The organism is Paenibacillus sp. Root52, assembly GCF_001426865.1.
Classification (GTDB): Bacteria; Bacillota; Bacilli; order Paenibacillales; family Paenibacillaceae; genus Paenibacillus.
Genome location: NZ_LMFO01000013.1, coordinates 33,543 through 50,197, shown reverse-complemented (window position 1 = coordinate 50,197; position 16,655 = coordinate 33,543). Strand labels below are relative to the sequence as shown.

The 16,655-nt window shown below is 47.5% G+C and carries 14 protein-coding genes; all 14 read right to left on the bottom strand.

Going from position 1 to position 16,655, the window contains the following annotated elements:
- Nucleotides 1–54: 54 nt before the first annotated feature.
- Nucleotides 55–1,110, bottom strand: coding sequence for an inositol 2-dehydrogenase (gene iolG, locus ASD24_RS15015; RefSeq protein WP_056697092.1), 1,056 nt, complete (start codon nucleotides 1,108–1,110; stop codon nucleotides 55–57).
- Nucleotides 1,111–1,188: 78 nt separating this feature from the next.
- Nucleotides 1,189–2,664, bottom strand: coding sequence for a CoA-acylating methylmalonate-semialdehyde dehydrogenase (locus ASD24_RS15010; RefSeq protein WP_327205242.1), 1,476 nt, complete (start codon nucleotides 2,662–2,664; stop codon nucleotides 1,189–1,191).
- A 194-nt stretch (nucleotides 2,665–2,858) separates the two neighbouring features.
- Nucleotides 2,859–3,866, bottom strand: a complete 1,008-nt coding sequence (gene iolC / locus ASD24_RS15005; protein WP_056697090.1) for a 5-dehydro-2-deoxygluconokinase — start codon at nucleotides 3,864–3,866, stop codon at nucleotides 2,859–2,861.
- Between the two features lie 162 nt (nucleotides 3,867–4,028).
- Entirely contained in the window at nucleotides 4,029–4,925 is an 897-nt protein-coding gene (gene iolE, locus ASD24_RS15000) for a myo-inosose-2 dehydratase (RefSeq protein ID WP_056697088.1), read from the bottom strand.
- A 57-nt stretch (nucleotides 4,926–4,982) separates the two neighbouring features.
- Nucleotides 4,983–6,848, bottom strand: a complete 1,866-nt coding sequence (gene iolD, locus ASD24_RS14995) for a 3D-(3,5/4)-trihydroxycyclohexane-1,2-dione acylhydrolase (decyclizing) (protein ID WP_056697086.1) — start codon at nucleotides 6,846–6,848, stop codon at nucleotides 4,983–4,985.
- A gap of 885 nt (nucleotides 6,849–7,733) precedes the next feature.
- On the bottom strand, nucleotides 7,734–7,952 hold the full coding sequence (locus ASD24_RS14985) for a hypothetical protein (protein ID WP_056697082.1): 219 nt from the start codon (nucleotides 7,950–7,952) through the stop codon (nucleotides 7,734–7,736).
- Nucleotides 7,949–8,554, bottom strand: a complete 606-nt coding sequence (locus ASD24_RS14980) for a DUF3990 domain-containing protein (protein WP_056697079.1) — start codon at nucleotides 8,552–8,554, stop codon at nucleotides 7,949–7,951. Before ASD24_RS14980 ends, ASD24_RS14985 begins: the two co-directional genes overlap by 4 nt.
- Entirely contained in the window at nucleotides 8,551–9,024 is a 474-nt protein-coding gene (locus tag ASD24_RS14975) for a YbjN domain-containing protein (protein WP_056697078.1), read from the bottom strand. Before ASD24_RS14975 ends, ASD24_RS14980 begins: the two co-directional genes overlap by 4 nt.
- Nucleotides 9,025–9,222: 198 nt before the next feature.
- Entirely contained in the window at nucleotides 9,223–10,014 is a 792-nt protein-coding gene (locus tag ASD24_RS14970; RefSeq protein WP_082560417.1) for an N-acetylmuramoyl-L-alanine amidase, read from the bottom strand.
- A complete protein-coding gene (locus ASD24_RS14965; RefSeq protein WP_056697076.1) occupies nucleotides 10,007–10,216 on the bottom strand; it encodes a holin in 210 nt (69 codons plus the stop codon). Before ASD24_RS14965 ends, ASD24_RS14970 begins: the two co-directional genes overlap by 8 nt.
- Before the next feature lie 2 nt (nucleotides 10,217–10,218).
- Nucleotides 10,219–10,593, bottom strand: a complete 375-nt coding sequence (locus ASD24_RS14960) for a hypothetical protein (protein ID WP_056697074.1) — start codon at nucleotides 10,591–10,593, stop codon at nucleotides 10,219–10,221.
- A 56-nt stretch (nucleotides 10,594–10,649) separates the two neighbouring features.
- Nucleotides 10,650–14,255 (bottom strand): LPD38 domain-containing protein, encoded by a 3,606-nt coding sequence (locus tag ASD24_RS14955; RefSeq protein WP_056697072.1) that lies wholly within the window; start codon nucleotides 14,253–14,255, stop codon nucleotides 10,650–10,652.
- 10 nt (nucleotides 14,256–14,265) lie between these two features.
- Entirely contained in the window at nucleotides 14,266–14,847 is a 582-nt protein-coding gene (locus tag ASD24_RS14950; RefSeq protein ID WP_056697070.1) for a hypothetical protein, read from the bottom strand.
- 41 nt (nucleotides 14,848–14,888) lie between these two features.
- A complete protein-coding gene (locus ASD24_RS14945; RefSeq protein ID WP_056697068.1) occupies nucleotides 14,889–16,622 on the bottom strand; it encodes a hypothetical protein in 1,734 nt (577 codons plus the stop codon).
- Nucleotides 16,623–16,655: the final 33 nt, after the last annotated feature.

Sequence of the window (16,655 nt, the reverse complement as noted above, 5' to 3'; positions counted from 1 at the left end):
TCCTCTCGAATTGCAATTTTAGAACAACATACGATAGCAGTTAACTTTGCTTGCTTAAGATTGAACAGCCGTCTGCGAATTCACTGATACACTCGTTACCTCACGAAGCTTGACTGGTCTTCCCTGTTCGAGTGACATCCGAGCCGCATATGCAATCCGCTCTGCCTGAACCGCATCATGACCATCCACGATCACAGGTGTATCCTTCAGAATAGCCTCTATAAACAGAGCTGTTTCTTGTACATACGCTTCGTTATAACGTTCAAGGAAAAAGTGGAGTGGTTTGTCCCGCAGCAATCCCGTAGCTGTGCTAAGCTCTACTGTATTCGGATGATCGTTAGCAGCCGCAGTGCTACCCATCGATCCAAACACTTCCACACGTTGGTCATATCCGTATACCGCTCGGCGACTATTATCAATAACACCAATCGCTCCATTGGCAAAATTCATCGTCACAATCGCAGTATCCACATCTCCATATTCAGCAAATACGGGATCCACCAGCACATTGCCTTGTGCGTACACTTCCTCTACTTCACTGCCTGAGAGATAACGAGCCATATCAAAATCATGAATCATCATATCCATGAAAATTCCACCTGATACCCGGATATATTCCGCAGGCGGCGGACTAGGGTCACGAGAGGTAATCTTGATAATATGTGGCTCTCCGATCGAGCCATCCTGTACATGTGCGCGCACCTGTCTGAAATTATGATCAAAGCGGCGATTGAACCCGATCTGTAGCTTCACTCCTGCCTGCTGTACAGCCGCTACTGCTGCCTCTGTCTGATGAAGATCCATACTCACTGGTTTCTCACAAAAAATATGCTTACCTGCTTGCGCCGCTAATTCAATAAGTGGCACATGAGTGTCTGTTGAGGAACAGATCAATACAGCATCCACGTCAGGGTGTTCAATAAGCTCTGTACTATTCGTTGTCACCACTGAGATACCACGCATCGATGCCCAAGCTTCAAGCTCTGGCCCTGCAAATAGATCACTTATACCTACGATCTGCACATGAGGATTGCGCAACAAATTGTCGGCATGAATTTTGCCAATTCGTCCTGCGCCAATAATACCCACTCTCACCTTGTCCTTGCCCATCCCGCTACCTCCCTGTATGCGTATCCTGTCTCCCATGACTTACTTCGGCTTCATTGTGATCAGCCGATCACCCGTTGCTTACCAACGAGCCGTGACCATCTTTTTGCGCGTGTAAAACTCGACCCCGTCTGACCCGTTGGCATGAAGATCCCCATAGAATGACTTCTTCCAGCCGGAAAATGGGAAGAACGCCATCGGCGCTGGCACGCCTAGGTTAATGCCCAGCATACCCGCATCAATGGTTTCACGGAATTGCCGCATGTGAGCTCCGCTACGTGTGAACAAGCACGCGCCGTTAGCAAAATCGGAACGGTTCGCCAGCTCCACCGCTTCCTCCAACGTCTCCACTCTCGCTACAGCAAGTACCGGAGCGAAAATTTCATCCTTCCAGATTTTCATCGTGCTATCTACTTTATCGAATACGGTTGGCCCTACAAAGTAGCCTGCTTCCCCGCTTGCCTTATCCTTACGGCCGTCCCGAATCAGTGCCGCTCCTTCTTGCTCTCCAGCCTCGATATAACCCAGTGTACGTTCTTTGTGTCCAGCGCGAATGACTGGGCCTAAGAACACTCCCTCATCCAGACCATTACCAATGGTAATCCGATCGGCTGCTCCCACCAGCTTCTCGACAAGAGCGTCTGCAACATCGCCTACAGCCACAACCACTGAACACGCCATACAACGCTCTCCCGCCGAGCCAAACGCTGCACTAGTAATCTCTTTCACCGTGAGGTCAAGGTCAGCATCTGGCATAACGATAGAGTGGTTTTTAGCACCAGCTAACGCCTGCACCCGTTTGCCATGAGCGGAAGCAGTTTTATAGATATATTCAGCCACAGGCTGTGATCCGACAAAAGAGATCGCTTGAATCTGCTTATGTTCAAGCAATCCGTTCACGACATCATGTGCACCGTGAACGATATTAAGCACACCATCTGGTAGCCCCGCTTCCTTGAATAGCTCTGCCAAGCGTCCTGCTAGCAGAGGTGTACGCTCCGAGGGCTTCAGAACAAATGTATTGCCGCAGGCGATGGCCAGCGGGAACATCCAACACGGTACCATCATCGGGAAGTTGAATGGAGTAATACCTCCAATTACACCTACTGGGTACCGATACATGCCTGACTCCAGCCCTGTGGCGATGTCAGGTAATTGTTTACCCATCATCAGATTCGGGGCACCTGCTGCGAATTCCACGCATTCGATACCACGCAGGACTTCGCCGTAGGCCTCTGCGTAACTCTTACCATTTTCAAGCGTAACCAGCCTTGCAAGCTCTTCCCAATGTTCTACGAGCAATTGCTGATAGCGGAATAAAATCCGGGCACGGCGTGGCACCGGGGTTACACTCCAGGATCGGAATGCCTCATGTGCAGTTTCAACAGCCTTGTCTACATCTGCCCGCTCAGAAAGCGGTACATAAGCGATAATCTCTTCCGTAGCTGGATTCACAACAGGCTCCGTACGGGTAGACGTTGGAGTCACCCAAGTACCCCCGATCCAGTTTTGTACCATTGTCACATTTGTCGATGTCTCCGATGTTCCTTTTGCCATAACCTAGTCCCCCTTCGTATATACGTGCCCTATGAACTTACCTATGCCTGAAATGGCAGTAGTGAAGTTAATGCGTTAAATCATATAGGTTCAACTAAAGAAGGTTCAGTTGCACTTATATAGTTAACTAATAAATTAGTATATGATCCTCGGTAAACGGATCTGCGTTTCTGAGTAATGATGCGATCCAACGATCACACTGTTATTTCGCCTCGATTACAACGTTCGATATATTCATTCACCTGCTCCACCGTAGGCATTGCATCCGAACAACTGTGACTAGAGATGACAATGCTGGCTGCTGCTGCACCGTACCCCATACTGCGTTCAATCTTCCATCCTTGCATCAGACCATATAGGAATCCGGCTGCGTAAGAATCTCCTGCTCCAAATGTTTTGACAACCCGCGCTGGATAACTATCCGCACGGTGAGACAGCCCTTCTCTGGTGTACGCAATGGAACCTTCCTTGCCGTGTTTGATCACTACGATTTTGGCATCAAAGTCGAACCATTTCTGAGCGGTTACCTGATCGTTATGCTCTGGGTTATGATCAAATGTTTCCATCATATCGAACTCTTCGCGAGTCCCTAGAATGATGTCACACTTCTCTGCTGCCAGGTTGTAATATACCGCCGTTTCTTCTGCTGAAGACCATGTATATGGACGGTAATCTAGATCAAACACAATGACAGTTCCATGTCTCTTGGCATAAGTTAGTGCCTGCAATACAGCTTCACGCGAAGGACTCTGAGCGAGGGCAGTACCAGAAATCAGGAGCACGCTAGAATCTGCAATGAGTTGCTCCTGCACCTCGCGCGGCTGTAACTTCAGATCAGCTACGTTATCCCGGTACATCAGAATACTGCAATCGGTTGGGCTTTTGATCTCTGTAAACGCAAGTCCTGTAACTGCCCCCGTATCATCCGATACGACATTGGAGGTGTCGATCGTGTTCTGCTCCAGATAACTTTGGATGAAGCGTCCCATCTGATCGTCTGCGATCTTGCCGATAAACGCTGTCTTCATGCCAAGCCTTGACATGCCAATCGTAATATTGGCTGGAGAGCCACCTACATATTTGGTAAACGTCATCGTTTCTTCCATAGGGCGGTTAATCTCGTTAGCATTAAGGTCGATGCATAATCGGCCAATTGCAGTAAAGTCTAGCTTTCTGGATACCGGAAAGGATACGTAGGTCATTACCGTTGAACCCCTTTCTAAGGGAAATATTTAATGAATCAGATTGAGTCTTGGTCGCTTGGTTAGCTCGGTACTGATCGTCTATCTTAAGAACAGTCATTGATGAATCCTCTGAATAAGTTCTTATGGCTCTGTGAGTTACTAGAAGAACCAGTTCGTAGACTACTTGATTAGGGATTCCATGTATTGCAGAGAGCGTTTCGCATACTCATAAGGATTGTGAATTGCTGGATCTTGTTCCCCTTCGAGCATCGCCCAGCCGTCATATCCTCGCGTGATCAATTCCTGAAGAATTGGTGCAAAATCAATACATCCGTCACCTGGTACAGTAAACACGCCTCTACGAATACAACCGACAAAATCAGATTGTTCCTTCCTAGCCTCATCAAGCACATGTGGGCGAATATCCTTCAAGTGGATATAAGCTATGCGGTCATAATGTTTACGCAGCACCGTAAGTGGATCTGCACCACCGTAATAGGCATGACCCGTATCGTACAGGAGGTACACCAGTGAAGGATCGGTGAGCTCCATAAGCCGGTCAATTTCATCTGGCTGCTCTACCACAGTGCCGCCATGGTGGTGATATGTGAGCTTGAGCCCATACTCTTGAGCGATAGCTCCAGCTACATTCAAGCCATCAGCAAATGTATGCCATTCCGATTCGCTCAGTCTTAATACTTCTTTTTCATGCGGTGTGCGCCGTGGGTCAAAATGCAGCGAACCCCCCACCTCAGCTGTACTAATCACCTTACTACCCATCGACTGTAAAAATTCCGCGTGTCTTCGATAACTGTCCAGCTCGGATAGACGATAGGCTGGGTCTGATAGCAGGACCGATTTCCATTGGGAGACAAGACGGATGTTCCGCTTATTCAATTCCTCGCGTAGCGTTGCAGAATCGGTTGGATATTTGCGTCCCATCTCCGTACCTGTTAACCCAAGACGCTGAATATCATCTAGAATCTGCTCACAGGTTGTGGCATCACCATGTTCCTTCACGTCCTCGCCAACCCAATTAATTGGATGAATCCCGAGCTGAAAGGGCAACTTGTTCATTGCTTTACATCTCCTTTGTCGTTCAGCCTCTAGCTCCGTATCGTGAACAGTGCTGAATTAAATGGGTCTTGCTTTGGATCGATTCGTTAACATTGCCTGATGAGCATGAATTACCTTTTCTTCTGTAGAAACCTCCGGTACACCCACATTCCACCATGACTCGTACCCACCTGCGTTCGTTCCCGGCACGACTGAGATCTCGATGAGTGTAGTCACGTTCTCGTTTCTAGCATCCTTGAGTGCCTGCTCCAACTGCTCCGCAGTTTCAGCCTTGTAGGCTTTGGCTCCCATACTCTTGACATGAGCAACAAAATCCATTTGCATATAATCGCCAGAGAGTCTTCCGCTCTCCGAATCCCGGTACCGGAACTCGTTACCGAACCCGTCGCTTCCATGCTCACGCTGTAGGTTATGGATACACTGGAATCCATTGTTGTTAAATAATAAAATAGTGAACTTCTTCTGTTCCTGTAAGCTGGTCACCAGTTCAGAATGAAGCATCAAATAACTTCCATCGCCAACCATGGCGTATACCTCACGATCAGGCTCAGCAAGCGCAGCTCCGAACGCACCACTTACCTCATATCCCATACAAGAGAATCCATATTCCATGTGATATGTCTTCGGCTCTGCTGCTCGCCACAGACGATGCAAGTCTCCTGGTAGACTACCTGCTGCACACACGATTACGGAAGATGGATCAATCGTTTGATTAATAACGCCAACCGCAGTAGTCTGTGCAAGACCATCTGTATGTTCTAGACTGTACAGCCGATCTACCTCTGTAATCCATTCATCTCGCAAGTTAGCAACTTCAGTTGCGCCATATCCCGTTTGGTATTGCTGCTCTTGCAATGTCTTTTGCAATGCCTGTAGACCTTCCCGTGCATCTGCTAGAATGGCTTCTCCACCTAATTTGGCGGCATCCATACTATTAAGATTAATATTGATGAAAGTAGCTTCCGGATGCTGAAAAGCAGAGCGAGACGCCGTCGTAAAATCGGAGAACCGAGTTCCCACGCCGATTACAACGTCCGCTTCCCTTGCAAGCCTATTGGCTGCTAGGGAGCCAGTAACCCCAATGGCACCCACATTCAGCGGGTGGTTCCACGGTATAGCACTTTTACCGGCTTGTGTCTCAGCAACAGGAATGCCAAACCTCTCGGCGAATTCCGCTAATTGTGCGGATGCCTCAGAGTACAATACACCGCCACCGGCAACGAGCAGTGGCTTCTTGCTGCGGGCTATCTGTTCCGTTGCCCGTTCCAGTGCAGATTGAACCGGTGGACGGCGATCCAAGTAGTGTACTTTACGAGCAAAGAACGATTCTGGATAATCGTATGCTTCTGCCTGAACATCCTGCGGCAGTGCCAATGTTACCGCGCCTGTCTCTGCTGGGTCAGTTAATACTCGCATGGCTTGTGTTGCTGCAATCATTAATTGTTCTGGGCGAACGATTCGATCCCAATACTTGCTGACAGCTTTGAAGGGGTCGGTCGCTGAGATCGTATAGTCACTGCTTACCTCCAACTGCTGTAGAACTGGATCAGGCTCTCGCGTTGCAAAATTATCACCGGGAAGCAGTAGGACAGGAATCCGATTGACTGTTGCTGTTGCCGCCGCTGTGATCATGTTCAGCGCACCTGGTCCAATGGATGTTGTACAGGCATAGATTTGTTTACGATTCTTCTGCTTGGCATAAGCAGTGGCTGTATGCACCATGCCTTGCTCGTTTTTCCCTTGCATATATCGCAGCGTACCCGGGCTACGCTCCAGTGCTTCTCCAATACCAGTCACATTCCCATGTCCAAAAATACCGATGACACCTTTTACAAACTTAGTTTCTACACCATCTACCGAAATGTACTGCTGATCTAAATATCGAAGTAGTGCCTGTGCCATCGTCAGTCGAATTGTTCCCATTCGTTAATTGTCTCCCTTCCCTTTACAGGTTAAGCGCTTAATCTACGTTAAGTTTAAGCGCCTTACCTCTAAAGGTTAAGCGCTTAATTCACATGGTAATACAGCTTGCTGATTTAGGCAAGATATTTTTGTAAGCGTTTTATATTTATCGTATAAAAAATTCAGTAATGGATGTACGTAGAATATTGCTCCTATCCGACTGGATAATGTTATTACATTCGTTGAAGCGTAAAAAAAGCAAAAGAGATATGGCATACACCATATCTCTTTTGCTTTTCTATTGAAGCGGGTGATGGGAATCGAACCCACGCTATTAGCTTGGAAGGCTGATTCTCACCCTATGTTTTGAATTGATTTGATCTGTTGAATGGGCGCTAATACTGGATTTCAGTGTTAGCGCCTTATGTATAATTCGATATCGTAGGCGAGTTTCTACTATTATAGTGCCCCATAATTGCCCCTTATTATATAGAAAAAAGAAGTCCGCCTAGGTTAGCCTGACGGATTTTAATTATATCTTATATTGAAGCTGAAATAATCTCTTCTATCTGAGTCCAGCCGTAATCCTCATCACCGCGTACAAGCTTGATTTCTCTTCGAGGCATGTCGATTGCTGTGACAATCCCTTGTAAACTCTCATCATAAAATGGGTTGAACACGACCAACGTAATTAATCTTCATCCCTGGTAAGACTCCAAAATCGCCTGTTCTATAATCTGTACTCCTGTTCTTCTAGTGCGGTTTTCCCTCGTCTTTTTTTGTTTATTCATTGCCTTTTTACTTGCCACAATATCGTCTCCGTAACTAGGAATATCATACAGGAACATACGTTCTTTACGCAACAGAAAAAAGGCCTTCAAAATCACTTCTTTTGTAGGCCTTAAATTATTTCCCCATTGATAAGTGTTCTTCTAATATATAATCAGCCCAATATTCAGGAGGGTAGTGCCCAATAAAGTCTGGATCTTCTTTTAACATTTCAATAAAAGTGGAACCTTCCACAAGTTCTTCAGCCTTATCATGTTTGTATCCACCACGCTGGGAGATGGATTCAAGCACCATCTCCTTTAATCTGAGTTCTACATACTCCTCATCATATCTCATGCTTGTTCCACCTCCCATATATGATTTCTACTTATCCAATTTTTAGCTTCTTCAGTATGGATAGATAACTGATCAAACGATACATTACCATCTTTCCATGGATGCCACGGCATTATACCTCTCAAGGCCTCTTGATGTGTAATTTTATTCTTTTTTAGGTCATCTAGCAATACCGCAATATTTGGTTTCCCATCTGCAACTGGACCATAAACCAATGGAATTGTTTGATTTATGTTATTCAAATTACCGTAAGATGTGTGAGTTCTATTACTTAATATAAAATTACCCCAAACAGTATCTGGTTTATCAAATATTTTGCAATTATTTATTTGTACTTGCTCTATATCGAGCTCATACTCAAATACTATAGGTTGAACGAGCTTTTTAGAACCGTCTCGAATAATTCTTTTGTTAGCGAACTTTGTTTTTCGCAAAGCCTGCTCCTGAGCTTGTTCCATGTTGCTTGTAAGATAAAAACCTACTCCAAAATCTGGGCGAGGGTTGGCTCCTAAAATATTGATATTGATTCCAACTTCTAGGGAATTCCGATGATTATCTGTAGTACCATGAAAAAGTTTTGTAGGAAGAATATTCTGACTCAAATTCCAACCTTCTCCCCCACAGTAGAATCATTGAATAATCCTCTATACACTTCAACAGGATCTTTATCACCGAAAGCAATACTCATAACTGATTTCATGTGATTTTCTACCATATTTAGAGTTAAAGAAATTAGTTTTTCCAAATTTTTTCCGGTGGTATTAAACATGCCAGTGGCTCTAAATGCTACCTCACCTAAATTTCTATATACAAAAAAGTGTCCCATCTTAAAATGAACATTAAGGTGAGAGAAGAACAACGAAACTTCATCGAATTTATCACTTGGTACTTTAACTGGAAAAGTTGATTCTAGTATAAAGTATTCATTATCAATGATAATTGTCACGTCAGAAGAAAAATCTTCACCTTTAAAAGGGAGATAAAATGCAAAATCATCTAAACTTTCTTGGTAGGAAAAACTGTACTCATCTAAAATCCCTTTAACTTGTTCAAATCCTTTTTGTGATTCCATTTCTATTCCCTCCCTCTTCTTGAATATGTAGTATAGACTGTTATTCGACTTAGTCCTCGAGATCCCTTCTATTCCCCTTACATGATTTTATATCGGTAAATTTAATATAAAATTAAATAATATTAAAAAGGACCCCGCGTCAGTAATTGAACGGAGTCCCTTCACCGATTCTTTCGGATTACTTTTATTATACATTCCTTAACTTTTAGATTCAATATTTTTCAAACGTTTATCTAGATCAGACACATTACCGTTAGTCGTAGCAAACAAGACCAGGATATTTTTCCTGAGCCGATTAATGACTACTGCTGTTTCTTCCCTCGTGATCTGCGCCCCTGGACGAATCCCGTCAAAATAACCATTTGCCGTTACCTCAGCCCACGTCGTCTCAGCCCACTTGCTTGGTACGTTAATGTCTCTCCCCTGTGTCACCGGCTTGTCCTCCTTCGTATTGACCAGCCCCAGGTATGTAGCGATACCCTGGACGTGCCCATCAATGATCGCATCGATCACACTAGATTGCTTCAAGCGATCAGCGTCAGCTGCCACATCGATAAACAAGTTTTCCGTCAGGACTGCTGGCATCTTGGATTCCCGTACCATATGCAGGTTCTTCGACTTCTGGCCACGATCAATACCGCCCAGCTTTGTCATGATGGCTTTATGCAGAGCATCCTGCAGCTTCACACTGTTCTGGGATGCAGACGTATATCGGTAGGACTCAAACCCTCCCTTACCGCCGGCAGCGTTGCAATGGACAGATACCAGGATGTCAGCACCAGCAGCGTTTGCCTTGGCTGTCCGATCGCGCAGCTCCAGGAATACATCTGTGGATCTAGAGAGCAGCACCTGCACGTCAGCATAGGCTGCCTCCAGTCGTGTCTTAATGCCTAGCGTTACCTTCAGAGCAATGTCTTTCTCCTGGATCCCGTGGCCAACTGCTCCTGGATCCGTACCGCCATGTCCTGCATCGATCCAAACTTTATACATCTGCACCATCTCCTTTGCTTACTTCTGGCAATCCAGCTAGACTTGTGAGCAAACTTGTGATTACGGATAATACAACTGTCCCGCCCACTACGCGCCAATCCACCGCTGTGAATACAGTAGTTGCACCGATTACACCGATAGCAACCTGTGCGCCTGTTTTAATCGCTCTTACGCCCGCAGCTTTCCACCATTTCATTGTCATGATTACATTCCTCCTAATTTAAGTCCTGCCCAAACAGCAGTAACGATTGCACCAGCAACACCTACGATTACAGCACCGTAAAAGGTGCGTTTAAACCACTTCTGATCCTCAGCCTGAGCCTTCTGTGTAGCCAGCGCCGTTTCAGCTTTACGCAGCGCATCATCCGCAATCTCTTTGGCCGATTGCAGCATATCCACTCTGTGATGCGCTGATTTTGAGGACTGATCCGCATTACGGGCAATCTCCCGAACTGTTTCTACGGCAGCAGCCAAAGTTGGTACGACTTCCAACGTTTTCTCAATACGTGCAAGTTGGATCTGAATATCGACAAGCAACTTCGAATTTTCGTCAGCCACCTCTCTCACCCTCTCGTCCACGATCTTCTCCCCCTTCTCTCTATGAAAAAACACGCCCAGGAGTTGAGCGTGTTGGTCTATTTATATGGAACGATTGCTTTTGCAGCATCGACGCCCTCCTGGGCTAAGTCGTTGAGCTGCTGTTGCATCACGCGAAGCTGTTCCCGTTTCTGAGCCTTGTTCAGCGTTCGATTTGCTTCCAGCTCACGCATCTCTTTCCGGACTGAGCCCATGTCCTTGCTGATCCGGTTAAACTGCTTACGCAGATCGTCATTGTACCAAGCAGGCAGATCCCTTAGATCCTTATCCGTATTCGCCTGATCCATCTGATCCTTATAGTTGTAGAACTCTTTGGAAATGTCATTACTGTACACAGGATCCGCTGTCATATTGGTGACAAACGCATTACCCACCGACTGCAGGACATTGGTGCCCTCGTTGGCAGGCGACATCGCCGGCAAAGCAAGTTGACCAGCAACACCTGTGTATTGCCGAATAAGATAGTCTAGCTGCTTAGGCGACATTCCTGTTTGCTCTCCAATGAATTTAGACAACGAACTTGTCCGGGCATCAGACTGCAGCTCAGGAGACAAACGCTCCAAGTATCCGGGCACGATAGGCGCATCAGCAAAGTTACGGTTAGAAGATACTTGCGTCATAGGGCCAAAAATCGTATCACCCAGGAGCCTGTCCGGGATGTTCGCATCCTTCTTGGTCAGGGATTGAATCCCCGGTGGTAAGAAGTTTGTCCGAAGCGCATCAGCAAAGTCACGGAAGGCTGCTGGATCTTCATCCTGAAGCTTCCGCATCAACCGCTCCGGGATATCGCCAAATAACACGCCAAGCTCCTGCGGCTTCGCGATCCGGATAAAGGTACCATCGCCTTTCGGAATCAGAATAAACTGATCCTTGATACGGTTGCTTAGCTTTTGGTAGTTCGGATCATCATGGTTGACTGCATAAGCTACCAGGGACGGGATCGTGATGGCCAAGACGGATTTTATCCCCGCCTGAACAGGATTGTCTTTGTACATCCGGGCAAAACGGTCAACCCCTTGAATGGCAGCGTTCATGTATGGAAACACTTTGTCCAGCTCCCGGGTCAAGGTACCGCGCCGTTTGAAGTTCGTCGTTAAGTCCTGAGCTTCATACAAGGCGTTCAAGACTTCGTCCTGTGAGCCTTTTCCACCTTTGGACAACCTTTTATACTCGGCGAGTCTTGGCGCTGTCTCCAGGACATTCTGGAAGTTCTCCAGGATATCAAATGTCTTCGGAATAGCATTTTTCAAGGCTGGCTGCGGCAGGATCTTCCGTTTACTCTGAGCCAGCAGATTACGGTTAGCCGCAACAGCTGAAGAGTGGCCACCGCCTAGTGCCTTGTACTGCTTGTAGATATCCTTATTCAGGAACGTCTCCATAGACGCCTGAACCAGATCCGCTACGAAGCGAATCGGGTTTCCGGTTGACTTGCTAGTTACATAAGCCTGGGGAATGTCACGGAAGATGTTACGCGTGATATTGAAAATAGGGTTAGCCCCTGTCGTCAGCATCTTCATTTTATTGGTGACCCAGCCCACCATGTCCAGGAGCATCCCTCCACTATTGGGACCCAAAGCCGTAACTGCCTCGAGTAAACTCTTATCATTAATCTTCACATGCACAGGCTCACCGTTGACCAGGACCCGAACAATATTGTCCTTATCCAGCTTCGTGTTCTGCATCACGCTGTTGAAGTCATCGCTGAATCGAGAAAGGAGATCCTCCAGTCCATCCGCATCCAGCAACTGCTTCGTAATATCATCCAGCTTCTCCGGCTGTTCTACGATTTCCGCAAAAGCCTTAAAGTCCTCTGGAGACTGTTTAATATTATTAACAAATTGTTGCATGACCTTGTTGCGGTTGGCCGATTTCACGTAGGCGTCAACGTTCTCAATAGTTGCCTCGATCGGACTGATAATCTGACGCTGAGATCCACCTTTCTGATAGCCCTTCACTGGGTTTCTGCCACCAAAGCCTTTACCCTTAGCCCCGCCAATCTGCTTACCTGTCTTTTCCAGCTCGCTAAAGAAACGTTTATTCGGCACATAGTAGGGGTTAGCTTCAAGCCAGGCTTCAGCCTGTTTCGGTGAAATGATACCAGGCTCGACTAGCCACTTCTGCACCATGGTGTTGTTGAATTCATAGAGCTGATCGGCAATCTGCTTAAACTCCGGAAACTCAGCATCGTACCGATCCAATTTGATCTGGCCAGCTTCAGGTGTCCAATTCAAGCTATCTTTAAATACTTTTTCCCCGCGATCAAAACGGGTAATCGCATGCCGGTTAATGAGATAATCCTCGAAGTCGAGGAATTTACCTTTCGGCAGCTCACTCAAAACCTGTTTGAGGGATGCTCCTACGGTGTTGCCTGCGCTGTCCACTAGCCCGTCTGTCACGATTTGACGTGCGGTCATGTCTGCACCACGGGTACCTAGAGCAAGCTTGTGGGTACTCTCTGAGGCTCTCAGGCTACGCCCCATTACCTTCTCCATCCATCGGTCAAACTGGCGAAGCGGGTTAAGATCATCGACCAGGGCTGTATAGGCTTTATTGGCCAATCCTCCTGGAGTGCCTAGCTCAATGCTATTACGTGACCGGATCTGACTCTTCGTATCTGATAACGCTGCGGCTGCGTAGGGATCTCGATTCTTCCCTAGCCCCGATACTCCCAGTCCAGGCTGAGCTGCCTCACCTAACTCTCGAATAGCTCCAGTCAGATTGCCTGATCCAGCACGATTCCGTAATGCCGAGATCCCTGCACCAGCTCCACGAAGTAGCAGGTCACCACCTGCACCCAGCCCTGCGCCTAGCAATGTATCTGTTGCAATGCCTCCAAGATCTTCACCTCTTGCCCAAGCTCCTGTACCGCCCTGCAGACCGCCAGCAATACCCTCTCGAACAGCACCCGTCGTTAAGCGGGTTGCTTTATCTACGCTCATGACCTTACTTGGCGCCTGGGCAATCTTATTGATTACGGATTGGCCAACTCGGCTATTAACGAGCATGTCAGATCCTCTATTTGTACTGGAGAGCATGCCGAGGCCAGGGGCTCCAATAGTTGCAGGGTTCGTTACGGATCCGATAGCACCACCTAGTAGATCGGCGGTAAAGTTAGCTGCCCTGCTACCTGTGTCACCTGGTGCCATACTCGGCGTGCCTGTAGCCACTTGTCCAGCCGATCCGCCTAAACGGGTAACAAAATTGCCCACGGGATTCCCGTAGGCAAGATAGTTCATAGCATTTGAAAATGGGGATACGAGACTTGCGAATGGACTGGTCGCCGCATCCTGGGCGATCTTCTGCTTATTCGCTTCATAGGTTGATATCTTCTGCGGCTGTGGCTCCAGCGGAACACCTGAAGCTTGCTGGTACGTCTGGAGCGATTGTGGGTCACCACCCAAGGAACGCCCCAGGGTTGAATTACTGAAAATATCCGAGCCCGTTTGAGTGAGTGCCGGCGGCAAGGATGACTGCAGCTCACGCATCGATGGCTGGTTGGCCAGAAAGCTTTTGACGGCTTGCGTACGCGGGTTGATCTGGGCATTAGGCTGCTGCCTGTTCAGGGTTCCACTTAATGCTGCATCCTTGACCTCCAATGCCTTTTTACGTTGATCTTCTGTAAACTGTTCAAGCCTTGTCGCCATAAGACTCCTCCTATCTCAGCATGCCAAGCGCATCCTGGAGTTCTCTTTTGAATCGATCTGCAACGGCTAACTGAATATTACGTGGCGAAGACTTAAAGTATTTCGCCCCACTATTAGCTCCGCGCTCTGTGTACAATCTTCTCAATATTTCTGCGTCTGACATATTAGCCGTAATGCCGGCATTCTTAATGACTCGCGCAGCTCCACCCTGACCATGCTGTACCGATGTTGACCATAGCGCAGCCTGGACAGCTGGTGATCGCTTGTTTACATCCAGTCCCGTACTCTTCAGGACAGACTTAGCAATCGGGTCATAGAAGGTTTGCTTCGCGTAATCATGCTGAGCCCGTGCAAAATTCTTATTGGATGCAGCAACCTGTTTCCAGGCTGCATCAAAACTAGTCGAACCTACAGGATGTGCAGCAAGTGTTTTGTAGGCTGCGGGATCTGCATTCTTCAAATACTGCACGAAGCCTTTAGCCGACCCTTGATTAGTGGTGAATTGATAAATGCCGTAGCTGGCTCCGCCTAAGTCGCCCTTTGTTCGAGCGATAGTTCCAGCGTTGCCGCTTGATTCATATTTAGCGGCCAAAGATCCAATGATAGCTGCTCCGGTGGCGGCTCCGGAGCTAGTCAGTTTCCCGAGTTCACGGCGTACTTTCGATCCAGCTCCTGGATGTCTTTCTGGGTAAGACCCATAGATAACAGCACCTGATCGTCTTGTCCGATTGGCAGCCCGAAACCACTCACTTGCTGGTAGATCTGATCCTTCGTGGCGAAATCTGTAGGCGGCGTGAACTTCTGAGTGTTAGGATCGGTAAACTGAGACTGTAACGCACTAAGCACCTGGTTGGCACTCATGCCGTTATACTCCGATGATGGAGCGCCTTGCATACCCAGCCACGCACGAGAATTCTCATCCTGGTTGATGGCCAGCATCGCATTACGATACGCTGTTTCATCCCTTTGTTGTAGTTCTTGTAGTGCATAGTTAAGTCCGAACTGATCAACACTTTGCTGAAACTGGGCACCCCACTGACTATCTGCAACTGCATCCCTTGCCTTCGAATAGGCAAACTGCTCAACAGCAAAGTTATTCTGCCATTGCTGCTGACCTTGGTTGAACGCTTGATTCTGGCCAGCCATGGTAAGCTGCCCATTCGGATTCGCTGCCTGACGAACCAGACCGCCCCAATCAGACTGCGGCGTGATCAGCTTGCCTGAAGCATCCATGTACATACCAGCCGCTTGCAAGTTCGCCTGCTTGTTACTCAGATCCATAGTCTGACCCTGCAGGGTACGAATACCTGGTCTTACCTTCGCTGCATCCGCACGACTAACATTAGCTCCATACTGGCTAGCATCGATGCCCATCGCCGTAAGTTGACTACGAATAAAATCAGCTTGTTTGCTCAATGCAGCACGATCCTCAGCGGTAATTCCTTTAGTCTCAGCTTGTTGTTTCAAACTATCTATTTTGTTGATTGCATCTCGTGCTTCAGTTGGAAGATAGTTTCCCGTGACAGAAGCCTCTTGAAGCGGATTCTGGAAATACTCCTGATTCTGCAGACCGTAGAGGTTGCCTAGGTTCCCGATGGCATCTTGGCCAACACCATAATTCATCTGTTGAACCTGCAGATTTCGATTCGCATCATCACTATATCGCTGGTTTGCCTGTTGCATGAGTTGAGGCACCAGATTATTCGCAATACTCTCCATAGCCCCTGTGCCGATCTGGTTGGCCACCGTCTCACTCCAGGATGATTTACCTTGCCCTGTTGCTCGTAGTCCTGCATTCGTATCTGCTTGCTGTGTGACCACATTACGTTTAGCCTCGGCAAGCTGTGCCTGATACGCTGGATCGGTTGTCTGATCATAGGAGAAAGCTTCAGGCTTCGTGAATTGGAACTGGGATTGGTTATTAATAAAATCATTGATCCGGCCAAGTGTGGCTTCTGTACGGCTACCGGGAATCGCAAAATTGTTCTGCGCTGCTGGTGCGGGATTAGCTTGCACATTGGAAGCTGTCTGAGTCATCGGGGCTTGATAGCCCAGATTGACATTGAGGTACTTAGTTTGTGCTGAGGTATCTAATCCCTGGTTCTGACGGTTCGTGATCGTGGCCAGCGTTCGAGCAATCTCACTTTGCCGATAGGCATCGTCATTCTTGATCTGCGCCTGATTCGCCGTGATTCCCTGGCGCCCGGCAGTATTAGCTGTTGCGTAGTTAATGCCACCGTTGCCAAGAGACGGTGAATTGGCCGCACCGGATACAGTTGGTATTTTGACCGAAGCAGCCGAACCGAGGGTACCGATAACAGGCTCATTCTTCTTTACAGTAGTCGTACCCGTTGTTGTATAAACCACCCGTGCCACCTCCTTAATACAAAATAAAAAGGA

Excerpts from the sequence above, each read along its gene's own strand:
- ASD24_RS14965 (WP_056697076.1), bottom strand. The coding sequence starts at position 10,216 with ATGACAATGAAATGGTGGAAAGCTGCGGGCGTAAGAGCGATTAAAACA.
- iolC (WP_056697090.1), bottom strand. The coding sequence starts at position 3,866 with ATGACCTACGTATCCTTTCCGGTATCCAGAAAGCTAGACTTTACTGCA.
- ASD24_RS14975 (WP_056697078.1), bottom strand. The coding sequence starts at position 9,024 with ATGGAATCACAAAAAGGATTTGAACAAGTTAAAGGGATTTTAGATGAG.
- iolG (WP_056697092.1), bottom strand. The coding sequence starts at position 1,110 with ATGGGCAAGGACAAGGTGAGAGTGGGTATTATTGGCGCAGGACGAATT.
- ASD24_RS14955 (WP_056697072.1), bottom strand. The coding sequence starts at position 14,255 with ATGGCGACAAGGCTTGAACAGTTTACAGAAGATCAACGTAAAAAGGCA.
- iolD (WP_056697086.1), bottom strand. The coding sequence starts at position 6,848 with ATGGGAACAATTCGACTGACGATGGCACAGGCACTACTTCGATATTTA.
- ASD24_RS14985 (WP_056697082.1), bottom strand. The coding sequence starts at position 7,952 with ATGAGATATGATGAGGAGTATGTAGAACTCAGATTAAAGGAGATGGTG.
- ASD24_RS15010 (WP_327205242.1), bottom strand. The coding sequence starts at position 2,664 with ATGGCAAAAGGAACATCGGAGACATCGACAAATGTGACAATGGTACAA.
- iolE (WP_056697088.1), bottom strand. The coding sequence starts at position 4,925 with ATGAACAAGTTGCCCTTTCAGCTCGGGATTCATCCAATTAATTGGGTT.
- ASD24_RS14970 (WP_082560417.1), bottom strand. The coding sequence starts at position 10,014 with ATGTATAAAGTTTGGATCGATGCAGGACATGGCGGTACGGATCCAGGA.